The sequence below is a fragment of the Streptomyces sp. NPDC044984 genome (genome assembly GCF_040646935.1).
Lineage (GTDB): Bacteria > Actinomycetota > Actinomycetes > Streptomycetales > Streptomycetaceae > Streptomyces.
Window position 1 is genome coordinate 49,719 of sequence record NZ_JBEZBE010000005.1, and the last position, 18,396, is coordinate 68,114.

The window sequence follows — 18,396 nt, forward strand, 5'->3', positions numbered from 1 at the left end:
CGCCCAGCTGCCGCCGTCCACCGTCCCGGACACGCCCGTGCCGCCGCCTCCAGGCCAGGGCACCCCCGTGGCGCCGCCCCCGGTGCCCGGCGCCCAGCTGCCGCCGTCCACCGTCCCGGACACGCCCGTGCCGCCGCCTCCAGGCCAGGGCACCCCCGTGGCGCCGCCCCCGGTGCCCGGCGCCCAAGTGCCGCCGTCCACCGTCCCGGACACGCCCGTGCCGCCGCCTCCGGGCCAGGGCACCCCCGTGGCGCCGCCCCCGGTGCCCGGCGCCCAAGTGCCGCCGTCCACCGTCCCGGACACGCCCGTGCCGCCGCCTCCGGGCCAGGGCACCCCCGTGGCGCCGCCCCCGGTGCCCGGCGCCCAAGTGCCGCCGCCCACCGCCCCGGACACGCCCGTGCCGCCGCCTCCGGGCCAGGGCACCCCCGTGGCGCCGCCCCCGGCGCAGGTGACGCCCGTACCCCCGTCGCGCGTCGAAGGCGCCCCCGCGTCACCGGCGTCGACGGGTGCCGTACCGCCGCCCCCGCCCGCGGACCCCCCCGTGCCGTCGTCCGGGGTGCGCTTCGACCGGCGTGCGCAGTCGGAGGAGCGGGCTGCCGCCGGCCGGTCGGCCGCGCAGCCCGACGAGTACCCGCTCCAGGCGCCGGACCCGCGGGTGGCGGCCGAGCAGGGGGCGGCGGCCGAGCGGGGGACGGCGGCCGAGCAGGCTCCGGCCGCCGGTGGTGCCGCGGTGTGCGTGGCCTGCCGTGCGGGCCGGGTCGACGACGACGGCTACTGCGAGAACTGCGGTCACGCCCAGCCGCGCGAACGGGACCACATGGAACAGGAAAGCGGACCGATCGGCGCGGTCAGCGACCGCGGCCTGCGCCACCACCGCAACGAGGACGCCTTCGCCGTGAGCACCACGGCGCTGCCCGACGGCTCCCCCGCCTCCGTGGCGATCGTCTGCGACGGCGTCTCCTCCGCCACCCGCCCCGACGAGGCGTCACTCGCCGCCTCCCGCGCGGCGAACGAGTCCCTGCTCGCGGCCCTGCCGCGCGGCACGCACCCGCAGACGGCGATGCACGACGCGATCGTCGCCGCCGCCGACGCGGTCAACGCGCTGGCCGACGAGCCCGCGGGGGCCCGTGAGCACGCCCCGCACCAGAACGCCCCGGCGTGCACCATCGTCGGCGCCGTGGTGACGGCCGGTCTGCTGGTCGTCGGCTGGGTCGGCGACAGCCGCGTCTACTGGGTGCCGGTCGACCGCTCCGCCCCGGCGGCCCGGCTCACCGAGGACGACTCGTGGGCCGCGCAGATGGTCGCCGCGGGCCTGATGGGCGAGGCCGAGGCGTACGCCGACCAGCGCGCGCACGCGATCACCGGCTGGCTCGGCGCCGACGCGTACGAACTGGAGCCGCACACCGCCTCGTTCAAGCCGGACCGGCCCGGTGTGGTCGTGGTCTGCACGGACGGCCTGTGGAACTACGCGGAGTCGGCCGACGAGATGGCCGGGGCCGTGCCCGCGGACGCGGCCGTACGGCCGCTGCACGCCGCCCGGGTGCTGGTCGGCCACGCCCTCGACGGCGGGGGCCACGACAACGTAACAGTGGCCCTCGTGCCGTTCCCGGCCGTCCCGCAGGGGGCAGGATCGGCCTGAGGCCGCTTGCGGGACGCCTCGCACGGGGAAGCCTCAACGGACCGGAGGGGACCGGTCCGTCAGCCGTCGTCGCCCCGCGCCGTCGGGGCAGCCAAGGGGGAGCGAAACGGGCATGGCCAATTTCTCGAAATCGAACGTGCCGCAGTTCTCGGTGGACGTGTACCAGAACGAGTACCTGCCGGAGGGCGGCCGCGAGGTCAACGCCATCGTCACGGTGACCGCGACCGGTGGCGGCACCATCGGCAGCGCGGTGGCGGCCCCCCACCTCTACCCGCCCGGTGAGGGACCGTCGGCGGCCGTGGTCCTCATGGTCGACTGCTCGGGTTCGATGGACTACCCGCCGGCCAAGATGCGCAACGCCCGCGACGCGACGGCCGCCGCGATCGACGCCCTGCGCGACGGCGTGAACTTCGCGGTGGTCGGCGGCACGCACGTGGCCAAGGAGGTGTATCCGGGCGGCGGCGCCCTGGCGGTCGCCGACACGGGCACCCGTGAGCAGGCCAAGCAGGCGCTGCGGAAACTGAGCGCGGGCGGCGGCACGGCGATCGGCACCTGGCTGCGGCTGGCCGACCGGCTGCTGGCGCCGGCGGACGTGGCGATCCGGCACGGCATCCTGCTCACCGACGGCCGCAACGAGCACGAGTCGCCGCAGGACCTGAAGGCGGCCCTGGACGCCTGCGCCGGACGGTTCACCTGTGACGCCCGCGGGGTGGGCACCGACTGGGAAGTGAAAGAAGTCACAGCCATCGCCTCCGCCCTCCTCGGCACCGCCGACATCGTCGCCGACCCGGCCGGTCTCGCCGCCGACTTCACGCGGATGATGGAGACGGCGATGGGCAAGGAGGTCGCGGACGTCTCGCTGCGGCTGTGGACCCCGGTCGGCGCGACGGTGAGGTTCGTCAAGCAGGTCGCGCCGACGGTCGAGGAGCTGACCGGCCGCCGTACGGAGGCGGGTCCGCGCGCGGGCGACTACCCGCTGGGTTCCTGGGGCGACGAATCCCGCGACTACCACGTCTGCGTCGAGGTGCCGCCCGCGGGCATCGGGCAGGAGATGCTGGCGGCCCGGCTGTCGCTGGTGATTCCGCAGCCGTCCGACGGCAGCGTGCGCAGCCTCGGGGCGCAGGGTCTGGTCCGGGCCGTGTGGACGGACGACATGGCCGCCTCGACGGCGATCAACCCCCAGGTCGCCCACTACACCGGGCAGGCGGAACTGGCGGAAGTCATCCAACAGGGTCTGGATCTGCGCAAAGAGGGGGATATCGACGGAGCGACGGCCAAACTGGGCAGGGCCGTGCAGCTCGCGAGCGCGTCCGGCAACGCGGATACTGCGAAACTGCTTTCGAAGGTGGTGGACGTGGTCGATGCCGCGACAGGTACTGTGCGACTGAAGGCGAAGGTCGAGGAGGCCGACGAGATGACGCTCGAGACTCGGTCGACGAAGACTGTTCGTGTAAAGAAGTGATCCGTAAGTAGTCGAGCCCGACCCCCCGGGGTTGGAGAAACCGGCCGGAACCGGCCGGACAAGGAGAGGGGGAAGCGCCGACATGCCGACCTGCCCGAACGGACACCAGTCGGGTTCCGACGACTGGTGCGAGGTGTGCGGTCACCGCATGGCGGGTGCCGTGCCCCCACCTCCTCCCCCGCCGCCCGCACCCGGCGGTGGCTACGGATTCCCGCCGCCCGGCGGCCCCGCCGGCGGTCCTGGCGGCCCCGGTGGTTTCGGTGGCCCCGGTGGCGGCTCGCCGGAGCTGTGCCCGCAGTGCCGTACGCCGCGTGAGGGCGCGGCGCCGTTCTGCGAGGAATGCCGGTGGAACTTCCTGACGAACACGGCGACCTCGTACACCCCGGCCGCCCCGCGTCCGCCGGCCCCCGGGCCGGGTCCGGGTCCGGGCGGGCCCTTCCAGCAGCCGCCCGGCGGACCGTCGTACGGCGGCGGTGACTCGTTCGACTACCAGGGCTCGCGTCCCTCGCAGGTGAACCGTCCCGCCGAGCCGATCCCGCCGGGTCCGCCCGGCCCGGGCGGCTTCGGTGGGCCCGGGGGGCCCAACGGTTCCGGTGGTCCCGACGGGCCTGGTGGCCCGAACGGGCCCGGAGGACCTGGAGGACCTGGTGGGCCTGGTGGGCCTGGCGGGCCCGGCCGCTTCGGCGGCCCCGGTGGACCTAACGGTCCCGGGGGCTTCGGTGGTCCTGGTGGCCCGAACGGTCCCGGCGGGCCTGGCGGTCCGAATGGGCCTGGCGGTCCCGGAGGCTTCGGCGGTCCGGGTGGTCCCGGTGGACCCAACGGCCCCGGTGGACCCAACGGGCCCGGCGGTCCCGGAGGCTTCGGCGGTCCGGGTGGCCCCGGTGGACCCAACGGCCCCGGTGGACCCAACAGGCCCGGTGGACCCAACGGGCCCGGTGCTCCGCAGGCGTTCCAGCCCGGGCCTCCGGCCCCGCCCGGATTCCCGCAGGAGACCGGCCGCCCCCAGCCGGGCGGGCCGCCCTTCGGCGGCGGTGACAACGACTGGGTGATCTCCCCACCGACCGGCGGCCCCGGTGGCCCCGGTGGTCCCGGCGGCCCCGGCCCTGGTCCCGGCGGTCCGAACGGCCCCGGTCAGCGCGGCGGTTACGGCTACCCGCAGCCCGGTGCGACCCAGGCGCCGCCCGGGCCCGGGGGCTTCCCGCAGCAGCCCCGGCAGCCGCAGGGCCCGGCGACCTGGACCGCGACCATCGGTCCGGACCGCGAGTACTTCATGGCGATGATGCAGCGCTCCGGCCCCGAGGCCGCGGGCCTGAACCTGCCCGCGTACTCGCCCGAGCAGCAGCGCACGCTCACCGGCAACCAGATCACCATCGGGCGCCGTCGCCACTCCACCGGCGACACCCCCGACATCGATCTGTCCACCCCGCCGGAGGACCCGGGCGTCTCCCACCAGCACGCGGTGCTGGTGCAGCAGCCGGACGGCACATGGGCGGTCGTCGACCAGAACTCGACGAACGGCACGACGGTCAACGGCTCGGACGAGCCGATCCAGCCGTTCGTCCCGGTCCCGCTCCAGGACGGCGACCGGGTCCACGTGGGCGCCTGGACGACGATCACCATCCGCCGGGGCTGAACGACAGTCCTACGCGGCGGGCACCGGCCAGACGTACGGCCCTTGGGGGTCGTCCAGCCAGGCGCGGTCGCCCTCGTCGACGTCGACGGTGAGGCCGTAGCGTTCGCGCTGCGGCCTCCCCTCGCGCTCCCAGAGGCCGTACGCCTCCCCCGGCTCGAGGGCGCCGGCGGTCAGCGCCGGCAGGAACCGGAACAGATCGCTCCCCCGGGCCTCGGCCGGCAGCCCCTCCAGGTCGGGCTGCTCCTGCCACGACCGGCTCGCGCCGCGCAGCGGGACGAAGTAGGCGGGCGTGTGCAGGAAGCGCCCCTCGGCGTGCCCGGCGTCGCGCACGGTGAGCGCGACCAGGCCGGTGGCGAACGGGGCGAGGATCCGACCGCCCGGGCGGCACTGGGCGAGCCAGGCGCGCGGGACGGACGGCAGGGCGCAGGTCGCGATGATCCGGTCGAAGGGAGCGCGTGCGGGCACTCCGCGCGCCCCGTCGCCGGTGACGACGGCCGGGTGGTGCCCGGCGGCGTCGAGGTGCCGGCGGGCCGACTCGGTGAGGTCCGGGTCGAGGTCGACCGTGGTGACCAGGTCGTCGTCGCCGAGCCGGTGGGCGAGCAGGGCGGCGTTGTACCCGCTGCCGGTGCCGATCTCCAGCACGCTCTGCCCCTCCCGGATCTCCAGACCGGCCAGCATCAGCGCCATGAGGGAGGGCTGGCTGCTGGAGGAGAGCAGCTCGCCGTCGCGCAGCCGGATCGCCAGCGGGGTGTCCTCGTACGCACCGCGCAGCCACCGCTCGCGCGCCTCCGGGTCGGGGTTCTCGCCCCACCGGCGTTCGTAGCCGCCGACGACGCCCACGTAGTAGGACGGCACGAACAGGTGGCGCGGCACGGCGGCGAACGCCTCCCGCCACACCGGGTCGGCGTCGAACGCCCCGCTCGCACCGATCTCCCGCACGAGCGCGGCCCGCATCTCACGGTCCTGTCCACTCACCCCTCCACGGTAGGCCGGTCCCAGGGAGTGTTCTGAGTGGAGATCACGGGATCGGTCATTCCCGCTCCAGGAGGGTGCCGGCCGCGGTGGACCGGTCGCGTGACTCGTGGTGATCCGACCGATGCCGAGTGGAGTCGATCGAGCCGCACCTGCCGCTGAGGGCGTTCGGACCGATCCCTGACCTGCGTAGCTGTCCGCCTGCAACCTTTTCCCCCGTCCGGCTGTCTCCTGATCATCAACCGCTCCTGTCTCTGTGGTCCCTGAGAAATCAATCGGCACAGGAGCGGTCGCACAGAATCATCAGGAGACACTTCATGCGCATCCGCCCCGCAGCCTGCGCGGCACTCCTCGTGGCGTCCCTCGCCCCCGTCCTCACGGCACCTCCCGCCGGCGCGGCGGCGGCCAAGTACGCGGACGACTTCAACGGCGACGGCTACCGCGACTACGCCGGCTACACCTACGAGCAGTACAGCAAGGGCGGCGGCGTCCGGATCACCTTCGGCACCGCCTCCGGACCCGGCACCCGGACCCAGTTGATCACCCAGGACAGCCCCGGTGTCCCCGGCGCCGACGAGACGGAGGACCAGTTCGGCGACGTCCGGGTGCCCGCCGACTTCAACGCCGACGGATACGGGGACCTCGCCGTGTCGGTGTCGCGCGAGGACGTCAACGGACGCACGGACGAGGGCGGCGTCGTCATCCTGTGGGGAAGCGCGACCGGCCTCTCGGGTGGCACCGCGATCCCCAACGCCGGCGCCAAGGTGTCGAACGCCCGCTTCGGCCGCGACCTCGCCGCCGGGGACTTCAACGGGGACGGCAAGAAGGACCTGGCCGCGATCAGCGGGAGCAAGGTCTACGTCTACCGCAGCATCACGCGCACCGGTGTGGCAGGCTCGGTCACCAGCCACGGCAAGACGACGAAATTCGCGCCCAGGTCCCTGGTCTCGGGCAACATGAACGGGGACTCCAAGACCGATCTGGTGGTCATCGGCATCACCGACGAGCCCGACAACTTCGGCACGGACGCGTGGTTCATCAAGGGCGGCTCCACGCTCAGCGCGGGCAAGACCCTGCGCCTCGTCACGAACTACGGCGACCCCGGCGAGGCGGTGATCGCCGACTTCGACAAGGACGGCTACGGGGACCTCGCGGCGGGCAACCAGATGTACAACAACTACCAGGGCCGGGTGTCCATCTGGTACGGCTCCTCCACCGGCCCCGCCACCACCGCCCGTATCACGCAGGCCACCACCAACGTCGCCGGCACCCCGGAGTCCGGCGACCTGTTCGGCTCCTCCGTCTCGGCCGCCGACATCAACGGCGACGGCTACAAGGACCTCGCGATCGGCGCCTACGGAGAGAAGATCAGCCAGGAGACGACCGAGGGCGGCGTCCACGTCCTGCGCGGCAGCGCGAGCGGCATCACCGGCACCAACTCCAAGTGGCTCGCCCGCAACACCGCCGGCGTCCCCGGCGACGTCGCGTGGAACGACTGCTTCGGCGATCCGGTCCGCCTCCGCGACACCAACCGCGACGGCAAGGCCGACCTCTACGTCGGCGCCATCAACGGCTCGCTGCGCTTCCCCGGCACGTCGTCCGGCGTCACCACGACCGGTGTGACCGACGCCGACAGCGAACTCATCTGGGGCATGCTCCAGTAGGCCCGGCCTCCCGCCCGGCCGCCCCGGATGTGGGCGCGTGACGCGGTCTTCCAGACCCTCATGGACGCGATGATCGCCGAGGCGGCGGCCCGCGACGATGTCGATCTCAGCCTGGCCAGTGGGGACTCGACGGTTGTCCGCGCGCATCACCATGCGGCGGGCATGGTGGTCGACCCGGGACTCCTCGAGGATCCGGGGAAGGCCGTGGCGGAGGAGAAGGGGCTGCGGCAAAGGGGCAGAACGACCCCGTAGGAGAGGGGTCCGCGGACATGGAGGATCCCTGGCGGGGCCAGCGCCGGGCCGTGCGCCGACGCCGCCGGGCTCCCCCTGCGCGGGTCCATCCTCTGGTCACGCAGCCCGCCGGCCCTCCCGTGATCCCGGCTCAGAACAGGACCTAGGCCTCGAGTCCTATGCCGTCGCGTCTGAGACCATGGACGACGTGACAGAGATTCGGCGCGGCACGCTTCAGGAGCAGACCTTCTACGAGCAGGTCGGCGGGGAGGAGACCTTCCGCCGGCTCGTCCACCGTTTCTACCAGGGAGTGGCCGAGGACCCGCTGCTGAAGCCCATGTATCCCGAGGAGGACCTGGGCCCGGCCGAGGAGCGGCTGGCGCTGTTCCTCATGCAGTACTGGGGCGGTCCGACCACCTACAGCGAGAACCGCGGCCACCCGCGCCTGCGGATGCGCCACGTCCCGTTCAAGGTCGACCGGGCGGCACACGACGCCTGGCTGAAGCACATGCGCGACGCCGTCGACGAACTGGGCCTGTCCGAGGAACACGAACAGACCCTGTGGAAGTACATGACGTACGCGGCGGCATCGATGATCAACTCCCCGGACTGACAGACGGCCCCCGCGTGAACAGCCCCTCCGGCGTTTGAGGAGCGGGGCCTGGGGCGGAGCCCCGGGTTCGGGACGGGACGGGAAGGGGCGGCAGGGGCGAAGAAACCCCCTCCCCACCCCGATCACATTCCGGTCACCCGTCCCCGCATTCCGATCACAATCCGGTCAAGTCCACCTCCCGAACGGTTACCCCCGGCACACCCCCTCTGACAACATCGCCCGGAGGTCCGGACAACCACGGGGGGGGTTGCGGTGCCATCCGCAGGGGGCTCGGCGAGATTCGTGCTCGCCCGCGCACACGCGCACGGACCCCTCCTCGCGGCCGCCCTCCTCACCGTCCTCCTGACCACGGCCGTCCTCGCCACCCTCACCGCCTACTCCACCGCCGTCGGCGACGCCTCCCTGCGCCACGCCCTGGCGGCCCCCCGCGACGCCGCCGACACCACGCTCACCGTCGAGGCGGAGGCCGTCCCGCCGGACCGCCGCACCGCCGCCGACACCGCCGTGCGCGAAGGCGCCCGGAAGGCCTTCGACGGACTGCCGGTGACGCTGCGCACCCTCACCCGCTCCGGTCCGTACGCCCTGCCCGGCTCCCTCCGCCCCCCGGACGAACGCGCGGAGGCGGACGAACCCGACCTCACGCACTTCGCCGCGCTGGACCGCACCCAGGTGCGCGTCACCGAAGGCCGGATGCCCGCGGAGAGCACCGGCACCGAGACCGAGGCCGCCCTCCCCGAGACCGCCGCCCGTGTCCTCGCCCTGGAGCCCGGCGCCCGCCTCACCCTGGGCGACCGGCTCGACGGACCGCCGGTGACGGTCCGGATCACCGGCCTGTACCGGCCCGTGGACACCACCGCGCCCTACTGGCAGCTGGACGACCTGAACGGCCGCGGGATCGTCCAGGGGCACTTCACGACGTACGGCCCCCTGCTCGCCGACCCCGCGGTGTTCACCGGAGGCGAGGTCAGCACGGGCCCCTCGGGCTGGCTGGCGTCGGCCGGCTTCTCGGCGATGACGACCGGGCGGATCGACGCGCTGCGCGAGGCGGTGCGCCGGGGCGTCGCCACCCTGCCCGAGGCCGAGGCGCTGGACGGCACGGCGACCGCCACCAGCGAGCTGCCCGCCGCGCTGGACCGCGTCGAGCGCTCCCTGCTCGTCTCCCGCTCCACGCTGCTGGTCATCGCGGTCCAGCTCGCCCTCCTCGCCGCGTGCGCCCTGCTGCTGGTGGCCCGGCTGCTGAGCGCCGAACGCGCGGGTGAGACCCGGCTGTTGCGGGCCCGCGGCGCCTCCCGCGCCCAGGTGGCCCGGCTCGCCGCCCTGGAGGCGCTGCTGCTGGCCGGGCCCGCGGCGGCCTGCGCCCCGCTGCTCGCGGGACCGCTCACCCGGCTCCTGGCCGGGCAGGGCGCGCCGGCCCGGATCGGGCTGCACCTGGACGCCTCCGTCGGCGCGGTCGCCGGACGCGGCGCGGTGTGGCTGGTGGCGGCGGGCGTGGCGCTGGGCTGTGCGCTGGCCGTCACGGTCCCGGCGCTCGTCTCCTCCTTCACCGCCGGCCGTGCCGAGCCGCTGCCGGGCGTGGTGCGCGCGGGCGCGGACGTGGGCCTGCTGGTGGTGGCCGGTGTGGCGTACTGGCGGCTGAGCCGCCGGCCCTCCGGTGCCGTCGGCGAGGACCTCGGCGTCGATCCGCTGCTCGTGGCCGCCCCGGCGCTGGCGCTGCTCGCCGGGACGGTGCTGACGCTGCGGCTGCTGCCGCCGGTGGCGCGGCTGGCCGAACGCCGGGCGGCCCGCGGCCGCGGGCTGCCGGGGGCGCTGGCGGGCTGGCAGCTCAGCCGCCGCCCGACGCGCGGGGCCGGGCCGGTGCTGCTGCTGGTGCTCGCCGTGGCGCTGGGCATGCTGGCGATCGGCCGGGGTTCCTCGTGGGAGCGCTCGCAGGACGACCAGGCGGACTTCCGGGCCGGTGCGCCGGTGCGGGTCCTGACCGCCGGGAAGGAGGCGTTCGGCCGCGGTCAGGCGTACGCGGCCGTGTCCGGCGTACGCGAGGCCGCCCCCGCCTTCCGTACGACCGTGCCGCTGTCCGGCGGACGGACGGCGACCGTGCTGGCGCTGGACACCGCGCACGCGGCGGACACGCTGCTGATCCGCTCCGACCTGGCACCGGTGCCGTCGCGCGCGCTGGTGTCCGGGCTGTCGCCGGAGGGCGCCGCGGCGGGCGTCCGCGTGCCGGCGGGCACCGCGCGGCTGACGCTGACGGCGGCACTGCGGGGCGCGGACGCGCGGACCCCGGTCGACGTCACCGCCACCGTGGAGGACTCCTACGGCACCCCGCACACGCTCGGCCTCGGCGGGCTGCGCGCCGACGGGCACCTCCACGACCTCGCCCTCGACCTCGGGGCGGCCGCCGAGGCGCCGCCGGGCGCGCTGACGCTGACCGGGCTCCGGCTGGAGCTGACCCAGCCCGTCGGGAAGGCCGAGCGGCACCGCCTCACCCTGGCGGCGCTGACCGCCACGGACACCGGCGGCCGGGACCGGGAACTGTCACCACCGGCCGCGTGGAAGGTGTCCGTGCGTGCCGGTGGCGCGGCGGCCTCCCCCGGCGGGGACACCGGCCCGGCCCCGCCCCGCGTGGTCCCCGGCGACCCGACGACCGTCGTCTACGGCACCGGTCACCTCCCGGCGGACCTGGCCTGGCGGCCCTCGCCGCTCACGGTCGACCTCCAGGTGCCGCAGCCGCCGTCGTCCGAGGTCACCGCCGTGGCGACGGACCGCTACCTCGCCTCCACGGGCGCGCGTCCGGGGCAGCGGGTGGACGTGCGGATCGGCGGGTCCACCGTGCCGCTGCGGCTCGTGCGGGCGGTGCGGGAGCTGCCGTCCGCACCGTCCGGCGGGAAGGACGACGGCGGGGCCCTCCTCGTCGACCTGCGGTCCGTCAACCGGATGGTCCAGGCGCGCCAGGGGGAGGGCGTGCTGCCGAACGAGTGGTGGCTGGCGACCGCGCCGGGCGCCTCGGCGCGGGTGGCGGGGGCGCTGCGCGACCGGCCCGACGTCGATCCGTCCCGGGTGGTGGTGCGGGACGAGATCGCCGCGGAGCTGCGCGACGACCCGTTCGGCGCCGGACCGGGCACGGTGTTCGGGGCGGCGGCCCTCGCGGCGGCGGCGCTGACGGCGGTCGGGTTCGCGGTGAGCGCGGCGGGGTCGCTGCGGGAGCGGTCCGCCGAGTTCGCGGTGCTGCGCGCGCTCGGCGCCTCCCGGCGGCGGCTGGCCCGGGTGGTCCTCGTCGAGCAGGGGGTGCTGGTCGGTCTGGCGCTGACGGTGGGCGTCCTGCTCGGCGCGGTGCTGGCCCGGGCGGTGATCCCCCTGGTCATGCTGACCGCGGAGGCCACCCGCCCGGTCCCCGGGGTCCTGGTGGAGCTGCCGCCCGCCCGGGTGGCCGCCCTCCTGGCCGCCGTGGCCGCGGCACCCCTGCTGATCACGGCCGTACTGGCCCTGCGCAGGGCGGACCCGGTGACGTCGCTGCGGGAACGGGGAGGCGGCTGACGTGACCGTGCGGACTCCGGGACGGGCGCGGCCGGCCGCGCCCTGGGTGCGTACCCGGCTGCGGTCGGCTCCCGGTGCGGCGGCGGCGCTCGCGCTGCTGGTGGCGGTGACCGCGTTCCTGGCCGCCGCGCTGCCGCTCGCGGTCGACCGGTACGGCGACGCGGGGCTGCGCCGGTCGGTGGAGGCGGCCGGGCCCGGCCGCACCACCGTCCAGCTGTACGCCTCCCAGGACAGCGCCTTCACGTCGCGGAAGGAGTGGGAGGCGCAGCTGCGGCCGGACGCCGTGCGCGGCTCCTACGCCGAAATCCTCGCCCTGTCCGGCCGCTCCCTCCCGTTCGACCCCGGGCAGTCGTCCCACGGGGTGCGCACCACCCGGCGGCTGGCGGCCTCGGACCCGTACCTGTCCCGGCCCGACGGGATCGCCCCGGAGTTCCACCTCGTCGCCCCGAGCGGACTCGCCGGCCACGCGCGGCTGCGGGAGGGCCGGCTGCCGACGGCCCCGGACGACGTCACCGCGGCGACGCCGGCGGTGGAGGCCGCGGTCACCACCGAGACGGCCCGGAAGCTGAACATCGAGGTGGGTTCGGTCGTCCACGTTCCCGGTGTGGAGCGCGCCCCGCTCGCGGTACGGGTCACCGGCGTCGTCGAACCGCGCGCGCCGCGTCAGGCGTACTGGTCGACCACCCCCGTGCTGCGCGGCCCGAGCCTGCTGACCGTCCCCGGCGACCCGCAGCGCAGCGTGTTCTGGGCCGGCGCGCTGCTGCTGCCCCCGGAGGCGGCGCCGGTGCTGCCGGGCACGGGCGGGCTCCCCGAGCGGTACTGGACGCTGGCCCCCGAGGTGTCCGCCCTGCACGGCCACGACCTGCCGCGGCTGACGTCGGCCGTCGCCTCCCTGGAGGCGGGCCCGCTGCTGCAGCGGGCCCGTGCCGCCGCCTCGCCGGCCGTGCACTCGGAGACCTCTCTCGACGAGGTGTTCGCCGGGTACACCGGGCTGCGTTCCGCCATCGGCCCCCTGGTCGCCGTCGCCGCCTTCGGCACCGGCACGGTCGCGGCCGTCGTCCTGCTCATGGCGGGCGGTCTCGCCGCCGGCCGGCGCCACGCCGAGCTGGCCCTGCTGCGCGCCCGCGGCGCCTCCCTGCCCGGTCTGGCCGGCCGGCTGCTGGCGGAGACGGCGGTGGTCGCCGTACCGGCGGCCGCCCTGGGCCTGGCCGCCGCCCGGCTCGCGGTCGACGGGGGCCGGCCGTCGTACGCCGTGGCCGCCGCCGGCGCCGTCGCCCTGCTCGCCTGTGCGGCGCTGCCGCTGCGGGCCGTCGCCGCGCACCGCGCGGTGCGGGTGCACGCCGCCCGCGACGACCTCGTCTCGGCCCGCCCGTCACGGCGCCGCACGGTCGCCGAACTCACGCTGCTCACCCTGGCGGCGGGCGCGGTCGTCGCGCTGCGCACGCGCGGTGCGCCGGACGGCGAGGGGGCGTCCGGGGACGGGCTGGTGGCGCTGGCCCCGGTGCTGGTGGGGATGGTCGCCGCGCTGGTGCTGGTCCGTCTGTACCCGCTGCCGCTGCGCGGGCTGGCCCGCCCCGCCGGGCGGCTGCGGGGCGTGGTGGGCCCGCTGGCGCTGGCCCGCGCGGGCCGTGCGTCCGGGTCCGCGGTGCTGCCCCTGCTCGCCCTGCTGACGGCGCTGACCACGGCCGCCTTCGGCGGTTCCGTCCTCACCGGTGTGGCCGACGCCCGGGACCGCGCGGCCGTCCTCGCCGTCGGCGCCGACGCCCGCGTCGAGGGGCTGCGGGCGCTGCCGTCCGGTCTCGCCGACCGGGTCCGGCGCGCACCCGGTGTGCGGGACGTCACCGCCGTGAGCGTCTCCTACGACGGCCGGCCCCCGGGCGGCGGCCCGACCCTGCCGGTGGCCGGTGTCGACCCGGCCGGTTACGCGGCCCTCAGCCGGCACACGGGCATCGGCGCCTTCGACCCGGACGTGCTGAAGGCGTCCGGTGCCGGGCCCCTGCCCGCCCTGGCCTCCCCCGAGGTCGCCGGCCGCCACGGCACCGGACGGTTCCGGGTGCGCCTGGACGACGGCAGTGACGTCACCGTGCGGATCGTGGGGGTGCGTGAGCGGACCCCGGCGCTGGCCGGGCTGGACTTCCTGGTCGTGGACCGCTCCGGGCTGCCCGACGGCCCCGCCCGTCCGACCGCGCTGCTGGTGACCGGCGACCGGCCGGACGCGGGTGCGCTGCGCGAGGCGGCGGGCGGCGCCGCGCAGGTCCGGCTGCGCGCGGAACAGTTCGCGAAGTACGTCGACTCCCCCCTGCAGTCCGGTGCCGAGCGGGTCTACACCGCGGCGGTGGCGGCGGGCGCCGGGTACGCCGTGCTCGCCCTGCTGCTGACCCTGCTGCGGGCCGCGCCCGAACGCGCCGCGCTGCTGGCCCGGCTGCGCACCCTGGGCCTCACCCGCGCCCAGGGCCGCCGCCTGCTGGTGCTTGAGTCCCTGCCGCAGGCGCTGCTCGCGGCGGCCGGCGGCACGGTCACGGCGTGGGCCGCCGTCCGGCTGCTGTCGCCCGGCATCGACCTGACGACCGTCGCCGTCTCCGCCTCCTCGTCCCCGGCGGGACGGGCGACGCTGCGCACCGACCCGGTGTCCCTGCTGGTGCCGGCCCTGACGGTGGTGGCCCTGGCCGTCGGCGTCGCGGCGGCACAGGCGTGGTGGACGGGCCGCAGGGGCGCGGTGCGGGAGCTGAGGGCGGGGGACGCCCGATGACCTCTCCCCCGCCGCCCCGCCCCGTCCCGCACCGACTTCTCCCCGCAGGAGGCCCCCGATGACCCCGGAACCCACGCTCGCCGAGCTGGCCGGCCGCGTCGCCGCCGACCGCGGCCGCCCGGCCTACGGCCATGACGCGCTCATCACCTGCGACCGCCTGGTCCGCGTCTTCACCGCGGACGGGGTGGAGGTGCAGGCGCTCCAGGGGCTGGACCTCCTGGTGCGGGAGGGCGAGCTGATGGCGCTCGTGGGCGCGTCCGGCAGCGGCAAGTCGACCCTGATGAACATCCTGGCCGGCCTGGACACCCCCACGGCCGGCGCGGCCCGCGTCGCCGGCCGTGATCTGCTCACGATGACCGCGAAGGACCGGCTCGCCTACCGCCGTGAGGTCGTCGGCTTCGTCTGGCAGCAGACCTCCCGCAATCTGCTGCCCTATCTGACCTCGGCGCAGAACGTCGCCCTGCCGATGCAGCTCGCCGGCCGCCGGGGCCGCTCCCGGTCCGCGCGCCGCGCCCGCGCCGAACGCGCGCTGGAGCTGCTGGAGCTGCTGGAGGTGGCGGACTGCCGGGACCGCCGCCCGCACGAGATGTCCGGCGGCCAGCAGCAGCGCGTCGCCATCGCCGTGGCCCTCGCGGGCGGCCCTTCCGTGCTCCTCGCCGACGAACCCACCGGTGAACTGGACTCCCACACCGCGGAGCAGATCTTCGCCGCGTTCCGCACCGCGAACGAACGGCTCGGCACGACCGTCGTGATCGTCACCCACGACCAGGCGGTGGCGGGCGAGGTCCGCCGCACGGTCGCCATCCGCGACGGCCGCACCTCCACCGAGGTGCTGCGCCGCAGCGAGGTCGACGCGGCCACCGGCCACGAGACCGTCGTCGCCCGCGAGTACGCCATGCTCGACCGCGCCGGCCGCCTCCAGCTGCCCGCCGAGTACACGAAGGCGCTGGACATGCGTGACCGCGTCGCGCTGGAACTGGAGGCCGACCACATCGCCGTCCGCCCGGACGACAACCCGGAATAGCGCGGGCCGGCCTCAGCGCACGCTGAGGCCCAGCGCCCCGAGGCCCGCCCGGCGCACGGCGACCGACCCGTAGGGCGTGCGCAGCCGGAGCCAGGACCCCGAGGAGAACAGTCCCTGTTCGCCGCCCCGCAGGAACCCCAGCGACTGGGCGGCGTGCACCGCCCGCACCGGAAGCCCGGTCTCCGCGACCGTGCGGGACCAGATCTCCCGCCCGATCCGGTCGAGCTCCGCCCGCGTGCGCCGCTCGGGCGCCAGCTCCTCCGTACGGGAGCGGAACTCCGCGACCGACGCGGCGACGAGCCCGCGCAGCTCCTGCGGCGCCGGCAGCCCGGGCTCGGCCCGCCAGCCGCCGCGCGGCGGCAGCACCCCGGCCCACGGCGGCCCGGTCACCGCGCCCGGCACGGCGGCCGTGGCGGCGGACTCGTCCACCGACTCCAGCAGCTCACCGGCGGACACGGTCACGTCCAGGGTGACGTCCAGCCCGTTCTCGTACGGCTTCGCCAGCCGTACGGCGCGGACGGCGAGCACCTCGAAGGAGGGCGGCCGGCCGAAGACGGCGAGCGCCGTGCCGGCCGCCTGCAGCCGTACCGCGGCGGAACGGTCGTAGTGCAGCAGCCGGGAGAGGAAGGCCGCGAGGTCCGCGGCCTCCCCCTCGTCGGCGAGGTGGAGCGCCGTCATGCGGCGACGGCCTCCTCCTCTTCGCCGGCGGTGTCGTCCGTGTACTCCTGGAGGAACTCGCGCTCCTCCGCGGTGAGACGGCGCGGACGCTGCGCCTCGAAGTCGAACGGCACGATCACCGTCGACGCGCGGACGTAGACGAGGTCGTCGTCCTTCACCTCGTAGGTGAGGGTGAAGGACGCCGCCCTGATCTCGGTGACCCACAGCTCGATGTCGACCGGGTGGTGCCGGTGGACGAGCTGCCGCTTGTAGTCGATCTCGTGGCGCGCCACCACGGACCCCTGCTTGAAGTCCTTCTCCGGGCGGAACAGGAAGTCGATACGGGCCTCCTCCAGGTAGCGGAGGAACACCACGTTGTTGACGTGGCCGTACGCGTCCATGTCCGCCCAGCGCAGCGGGCAGCGGTAGATGTGCCGCAAGAGATCAGCCCCGGGTCAGCTTCTTGTAGGTGGCACGGTGCGGGCGCGCGGCGTCCGGCCCGAGCCGCTCGACCTTGTTCTTCTCGTACGACTCGAAGTTGCCCTCGAACCAGAACCACTTGGACTCGCCCTCGTAGGCGAGGATGTGCGTGGCGACCCGGTCCAGGAACCACCGGTCGTGGGAGACGACCACGGCGCACCCGGGGAACTCGAGCAGGGCGTTCTCCAGGCTGGAGAGCGTCTCGACGTCGAGGTCGTTGGTCGGCTCGTCGAGGAGCAGCAGGTTGCCGCCCTGCTTGAGGGTGAGCGCGAGGTTCAGGCGGTTGCGCTCACCGCCGGAGAGCACGCCGGCCGGCTTCTGCTGGTCCGGTCCCTTGAACCCGAACGCGGAGACGTACGCCCGCGACGGCATCTCGACCTGGCCGACGTTGATGTAGTCGAGCTCGTCGGAGACGACGGCCCACAGCGTCTTCTTCGGGTCGATGTTCTCGCGGCTCTGGTCGACGTAGGAGATCTTGACGGTCTCGCCGACCTTGATGGAACCGGAGTCGGGCTCCTCGATGCCCTGGATCATCTTGAACAGCGTGGTCTTGCCCGCGCCGTTCGGTCCGATGATGCCGACGATGCCGTTGCGCGGCAGCGTGAACGACAGGTCGTCGATGAGGAGCTTCTCGCCGAAGCCCTTGGTGAGGTTGTTGACCTCGACGACCACGCTGCCCAGGCGCGGGCCCGGCGGGATCTGGATCTCCTCGAAGTCCAGCTTCCGCATCTTGTCGGCCTCGGCGGCCATCTCCTCGTAGCGGGCCAGACGCGCCTTGGACTTGGCCTGGCGGCCCTTGGCGTTGGACCGCACCCACTCCAGCTCTTCCTTGAGCCGCTTGGCGCGCTTGGCGTCCTTCTGGCCCTCGACCTTGAGGCGGGTGGCCTTGGTCTCCAGGTACTTGGAGTAGTTGCCCTCGTAGCCGTGCAGCCGGCCGCGGTCGACCTCGCAGATCCACCCGGCGACGTTGTCCAGGAAGTACCGGTCGTGGGTGACGGCCACGACGGTGCCCTCGTACTTGGCGAGGTGCTGCTCCAGCCAGTTCACCGACTCGGCGTCGAGGTGGTTGGTGGGCTCGTCGAGCAGCAGCAGGTCGGGCGCCTCGAGGAGCAGCTTGCACAGCGCCACGCGGCGCTTCTCGCCACCGGAGAGGTTGGCGACCGGCCAGTCGCCGGGCGGGCAGCCCAGGGCGTCCATGGCCTGCTCCAGCTGGGCGTCGAGGTCCCAGGCGTTGGCGTGGTCGAGCTGCTCCTGCAGCTTGCCCATCTCGTCCATGAGCTCGTCGGTGTACTCGGTCGCCATCTGCTCGGCGATCTCGTTGAACCGGTCGAGCTTGCCCTTGACCTCGGCGACGCCCTCCTGGACGTTCTCCAGGACGGTCTTGTCCTCGTTCAGCGGGGGCTCCTGGAGCAGGATGCCCACGGTGTAACCGGGAGTGAGGAAGGCGTCACCGTTCGACGGCTGCTCCAGCCCCGCCATGATCTTCAGAACCGTCGACTTACCGGCGCCGTTCGGCCCGACGACACCGATCTTCGCCCCCGGCAGGAAGCTCAGGGTGACGTCGTCGAGGATCACCTTGTCGCCGTGCGCTTTGCGCGCCTTGCGCATGGTGTAGATGTACTCAGCCAAGAGAAACCGTCCGGCAGCTTGAAATCAGGCAGTGGGCAGATACACCCCATCTTGCCGTACCGCCACCCCTGCGCGGAAACGCGTCCGGTCCGGGCGCTCCGACCTGGTGTTT

Annotated in this window: 13 protein-coding genes; 9 read left to right on the forward strand and 4 right to left on the reverse strand. The window is 75.0% G+C overall.

What is annotated here, in order from left to right; genetic code table 11:
- Window positions 1-352 precede the first annotated feature (352 nt).
- From AB0A94_RS07115 to AB0A94_RS07125, 3 genes are all read left to right on the forward strand, one after another.
- Entirely contained in the window at window positions 353-1,639 is a 1,287-nt protein-coding gene (locus AB0A94_RS07115; protein ID WP_361740597.1) for a PP2C family serine/threonine-protein phosphatase, read from the forward strand.
- Window positions 1,640-1,751: 112 nt separating this feature from the next.
- The gene (locus tag AB0A94_RS07120; protein ID WP_361740059.1) at window positions 1,752-3,101 is read left to right on the forward strand and encodes a VWA domain-containing protein; all 1,350 of its coding nucleotides are present in this window, start codon (window positions 1,752-1,754) and stop codon (window positions 3,099-3,101) included.
- 82 nt (window positions 3,102-3,183) lie between these two features.
- Window positions 3,184-4,734: an FHA domain-containing protein gene (locus tag AB0A94_RS07125; RefSeq protein ID WP_361740062.1), complete on the forward strand. Its 1,551-nt coding sequence runs from the start codon at window positions 3,184-3,186 to the stop codon at window positions 4,732-4,734.
- A 9-nt stretch (window positions 4,735-4,743) separates the two neighbouring features.
- On the opposite strand, the gene AB0A94_RS07130 is transcribed toward AB0A94_RS07125, so the two are convergent.
- Window positions 4,744-5,688, reverse strand: a complete 945-nt coding sequence (locus tag AB0A94_RS07130) for a methyltransferase domain-containing protein (RefSeq protein ID WP_361740600.1) — start codon at window positions 5,686-5,688, stop codon at window positions 4,744-4,746.
- A gap of 335 nt (window positions 5,689-6,023) precedes the next feature.
- Here AB0A94_RS07130 and AB0A94_RS07135 point away from each other — a divergent pair, with 335 nt between their 5' ends.
- The 6 genes from AB0A94_RS07135 (at window position 6,024) to AB0A94_RS07160 (ending at window position 15,518) form a co-directional block, all read left to right on the forward strand.
- Window positions 6,024-7,370, forward strand: a complete 1,347-nt coding sequence (locus AB0A94_RS07135) for an FG-GAP and VCBS repeat-containing protein (protein WP_361740065.1) — start codon at window positions 6,024-6,026, stop codon at window positions 7,368-7,370.
- Between the two features lie 60 nt (window positions 7,371-7,430).
- The gene (locus tag AB0A94_RS07140; RefSeq protein ID WP_361740067.1) at window positions 7,431-7,622 is read left to right on the forward strand and encodes a hypothetical protein; all 192 of its coding nucleotides are present in this window, start codon (window positions 7,431-7,433) and stop codon (window positions 7,620-7,622) included.
- 178 nt (window positions 7,623-7,800) lie between these two features.
- Window positions 7,801-8,214, forward strand: a complete 414-nt coding sequence (locus AB0A94_RS07145; protein WP_361740070.1) for a globin — start codon at window positions 7,801-7,803, stop codon at window positions 8,212-8,214.
- A 282-nt stretch (window positions 8,215-8,496) separates the two neighbouring features.
- Window positions 8,497-11,745: an ABC transporter permease gene (locus AB0A94_RS07150; protein ID WP_361740073.1), complete on the forward strand. Its 3,249-nt coding sequence runs from the start codon at window positions 8,497-8,499 to the stop codon at window positions 11,743-11,745.
- A gap of 7 nt (window positions 11,746-11,752) precedes the next feature.
- Complete coding sequence (locus tag AB0A94_RS07155; RefSeq protein WP_361740603.1) at window positions 11,753-14,494, forward strand: FtsX-like permease family protein; 2,742 nt, start codon at window positions 11,753-11,755, stop codon at window positions 14,492-14,494.
- A 58-nt stretch (window positions 14,495-14,552) separates the two neighbouring features.
- Window positions 14,553-15,518, forward strand: a complete 966-nt coding sequence (locus tag AB0A94_RS07160; protein WP_361740076.1) for an ABC transporter ATP-binding protein — start codon at window positions 14,553-14,555, stop codon at window positions 15,516-15,518.
- A gap of 12 nt (window positions 15,519-15,530) precedes the next feature.
- Here the strand turns inward: AB0A94_RS07160 and AB0A94_RS07165 are convergent, their stop codons facing one another.
- From AB0A94_RS07165 to ettA, 3 genes are read right to left on the reverse strand one after another with little or no spacing between them, the layout of a single operon-like run.
- Window positions 15,531-16,196, reverse strand: a complete 666-nt coding sequence (locus AB0A94_RS07165; RefSeq protein ID WP_361740079.1) for a hypothetical protein — start codon at window positions 16,194-16,196, stop codon at window positions 15,531-15,533.
- Window positions 16,193-16,615, reverse strand: coding sequence for a thioesterase family protein (locus AB0A94_RS07170; protein ID WP_344563346.1), 423 nt, complete (start codon window positions 16,613-16,615; stop codon window positions 16,193-16,195). The genes AB0A94_RS07165 and AB0A94_RS07170 overlap by 4 nt, the downstream gene beginning before the upstream one ends.
- A gap of 4 nt (window positions 16,616-16,619) precedes the next feature.
- Window positions 16,620-18,284 carry an energy-dependent translational throttle protein EttA gene (gene ettA / locus AB0A94_RS07175; protein ID WP_361740082.1) on the reverse strand — a complete coding sequence of 555 codons (1,665 nt, stop codon included), beginning with the start codon at window positions 18,282-18,284 and terminating at the stop codon, window positions 16,620-16,622.
- Window positions 18,285-18,396: the final 112 nt, after the last annotated feature.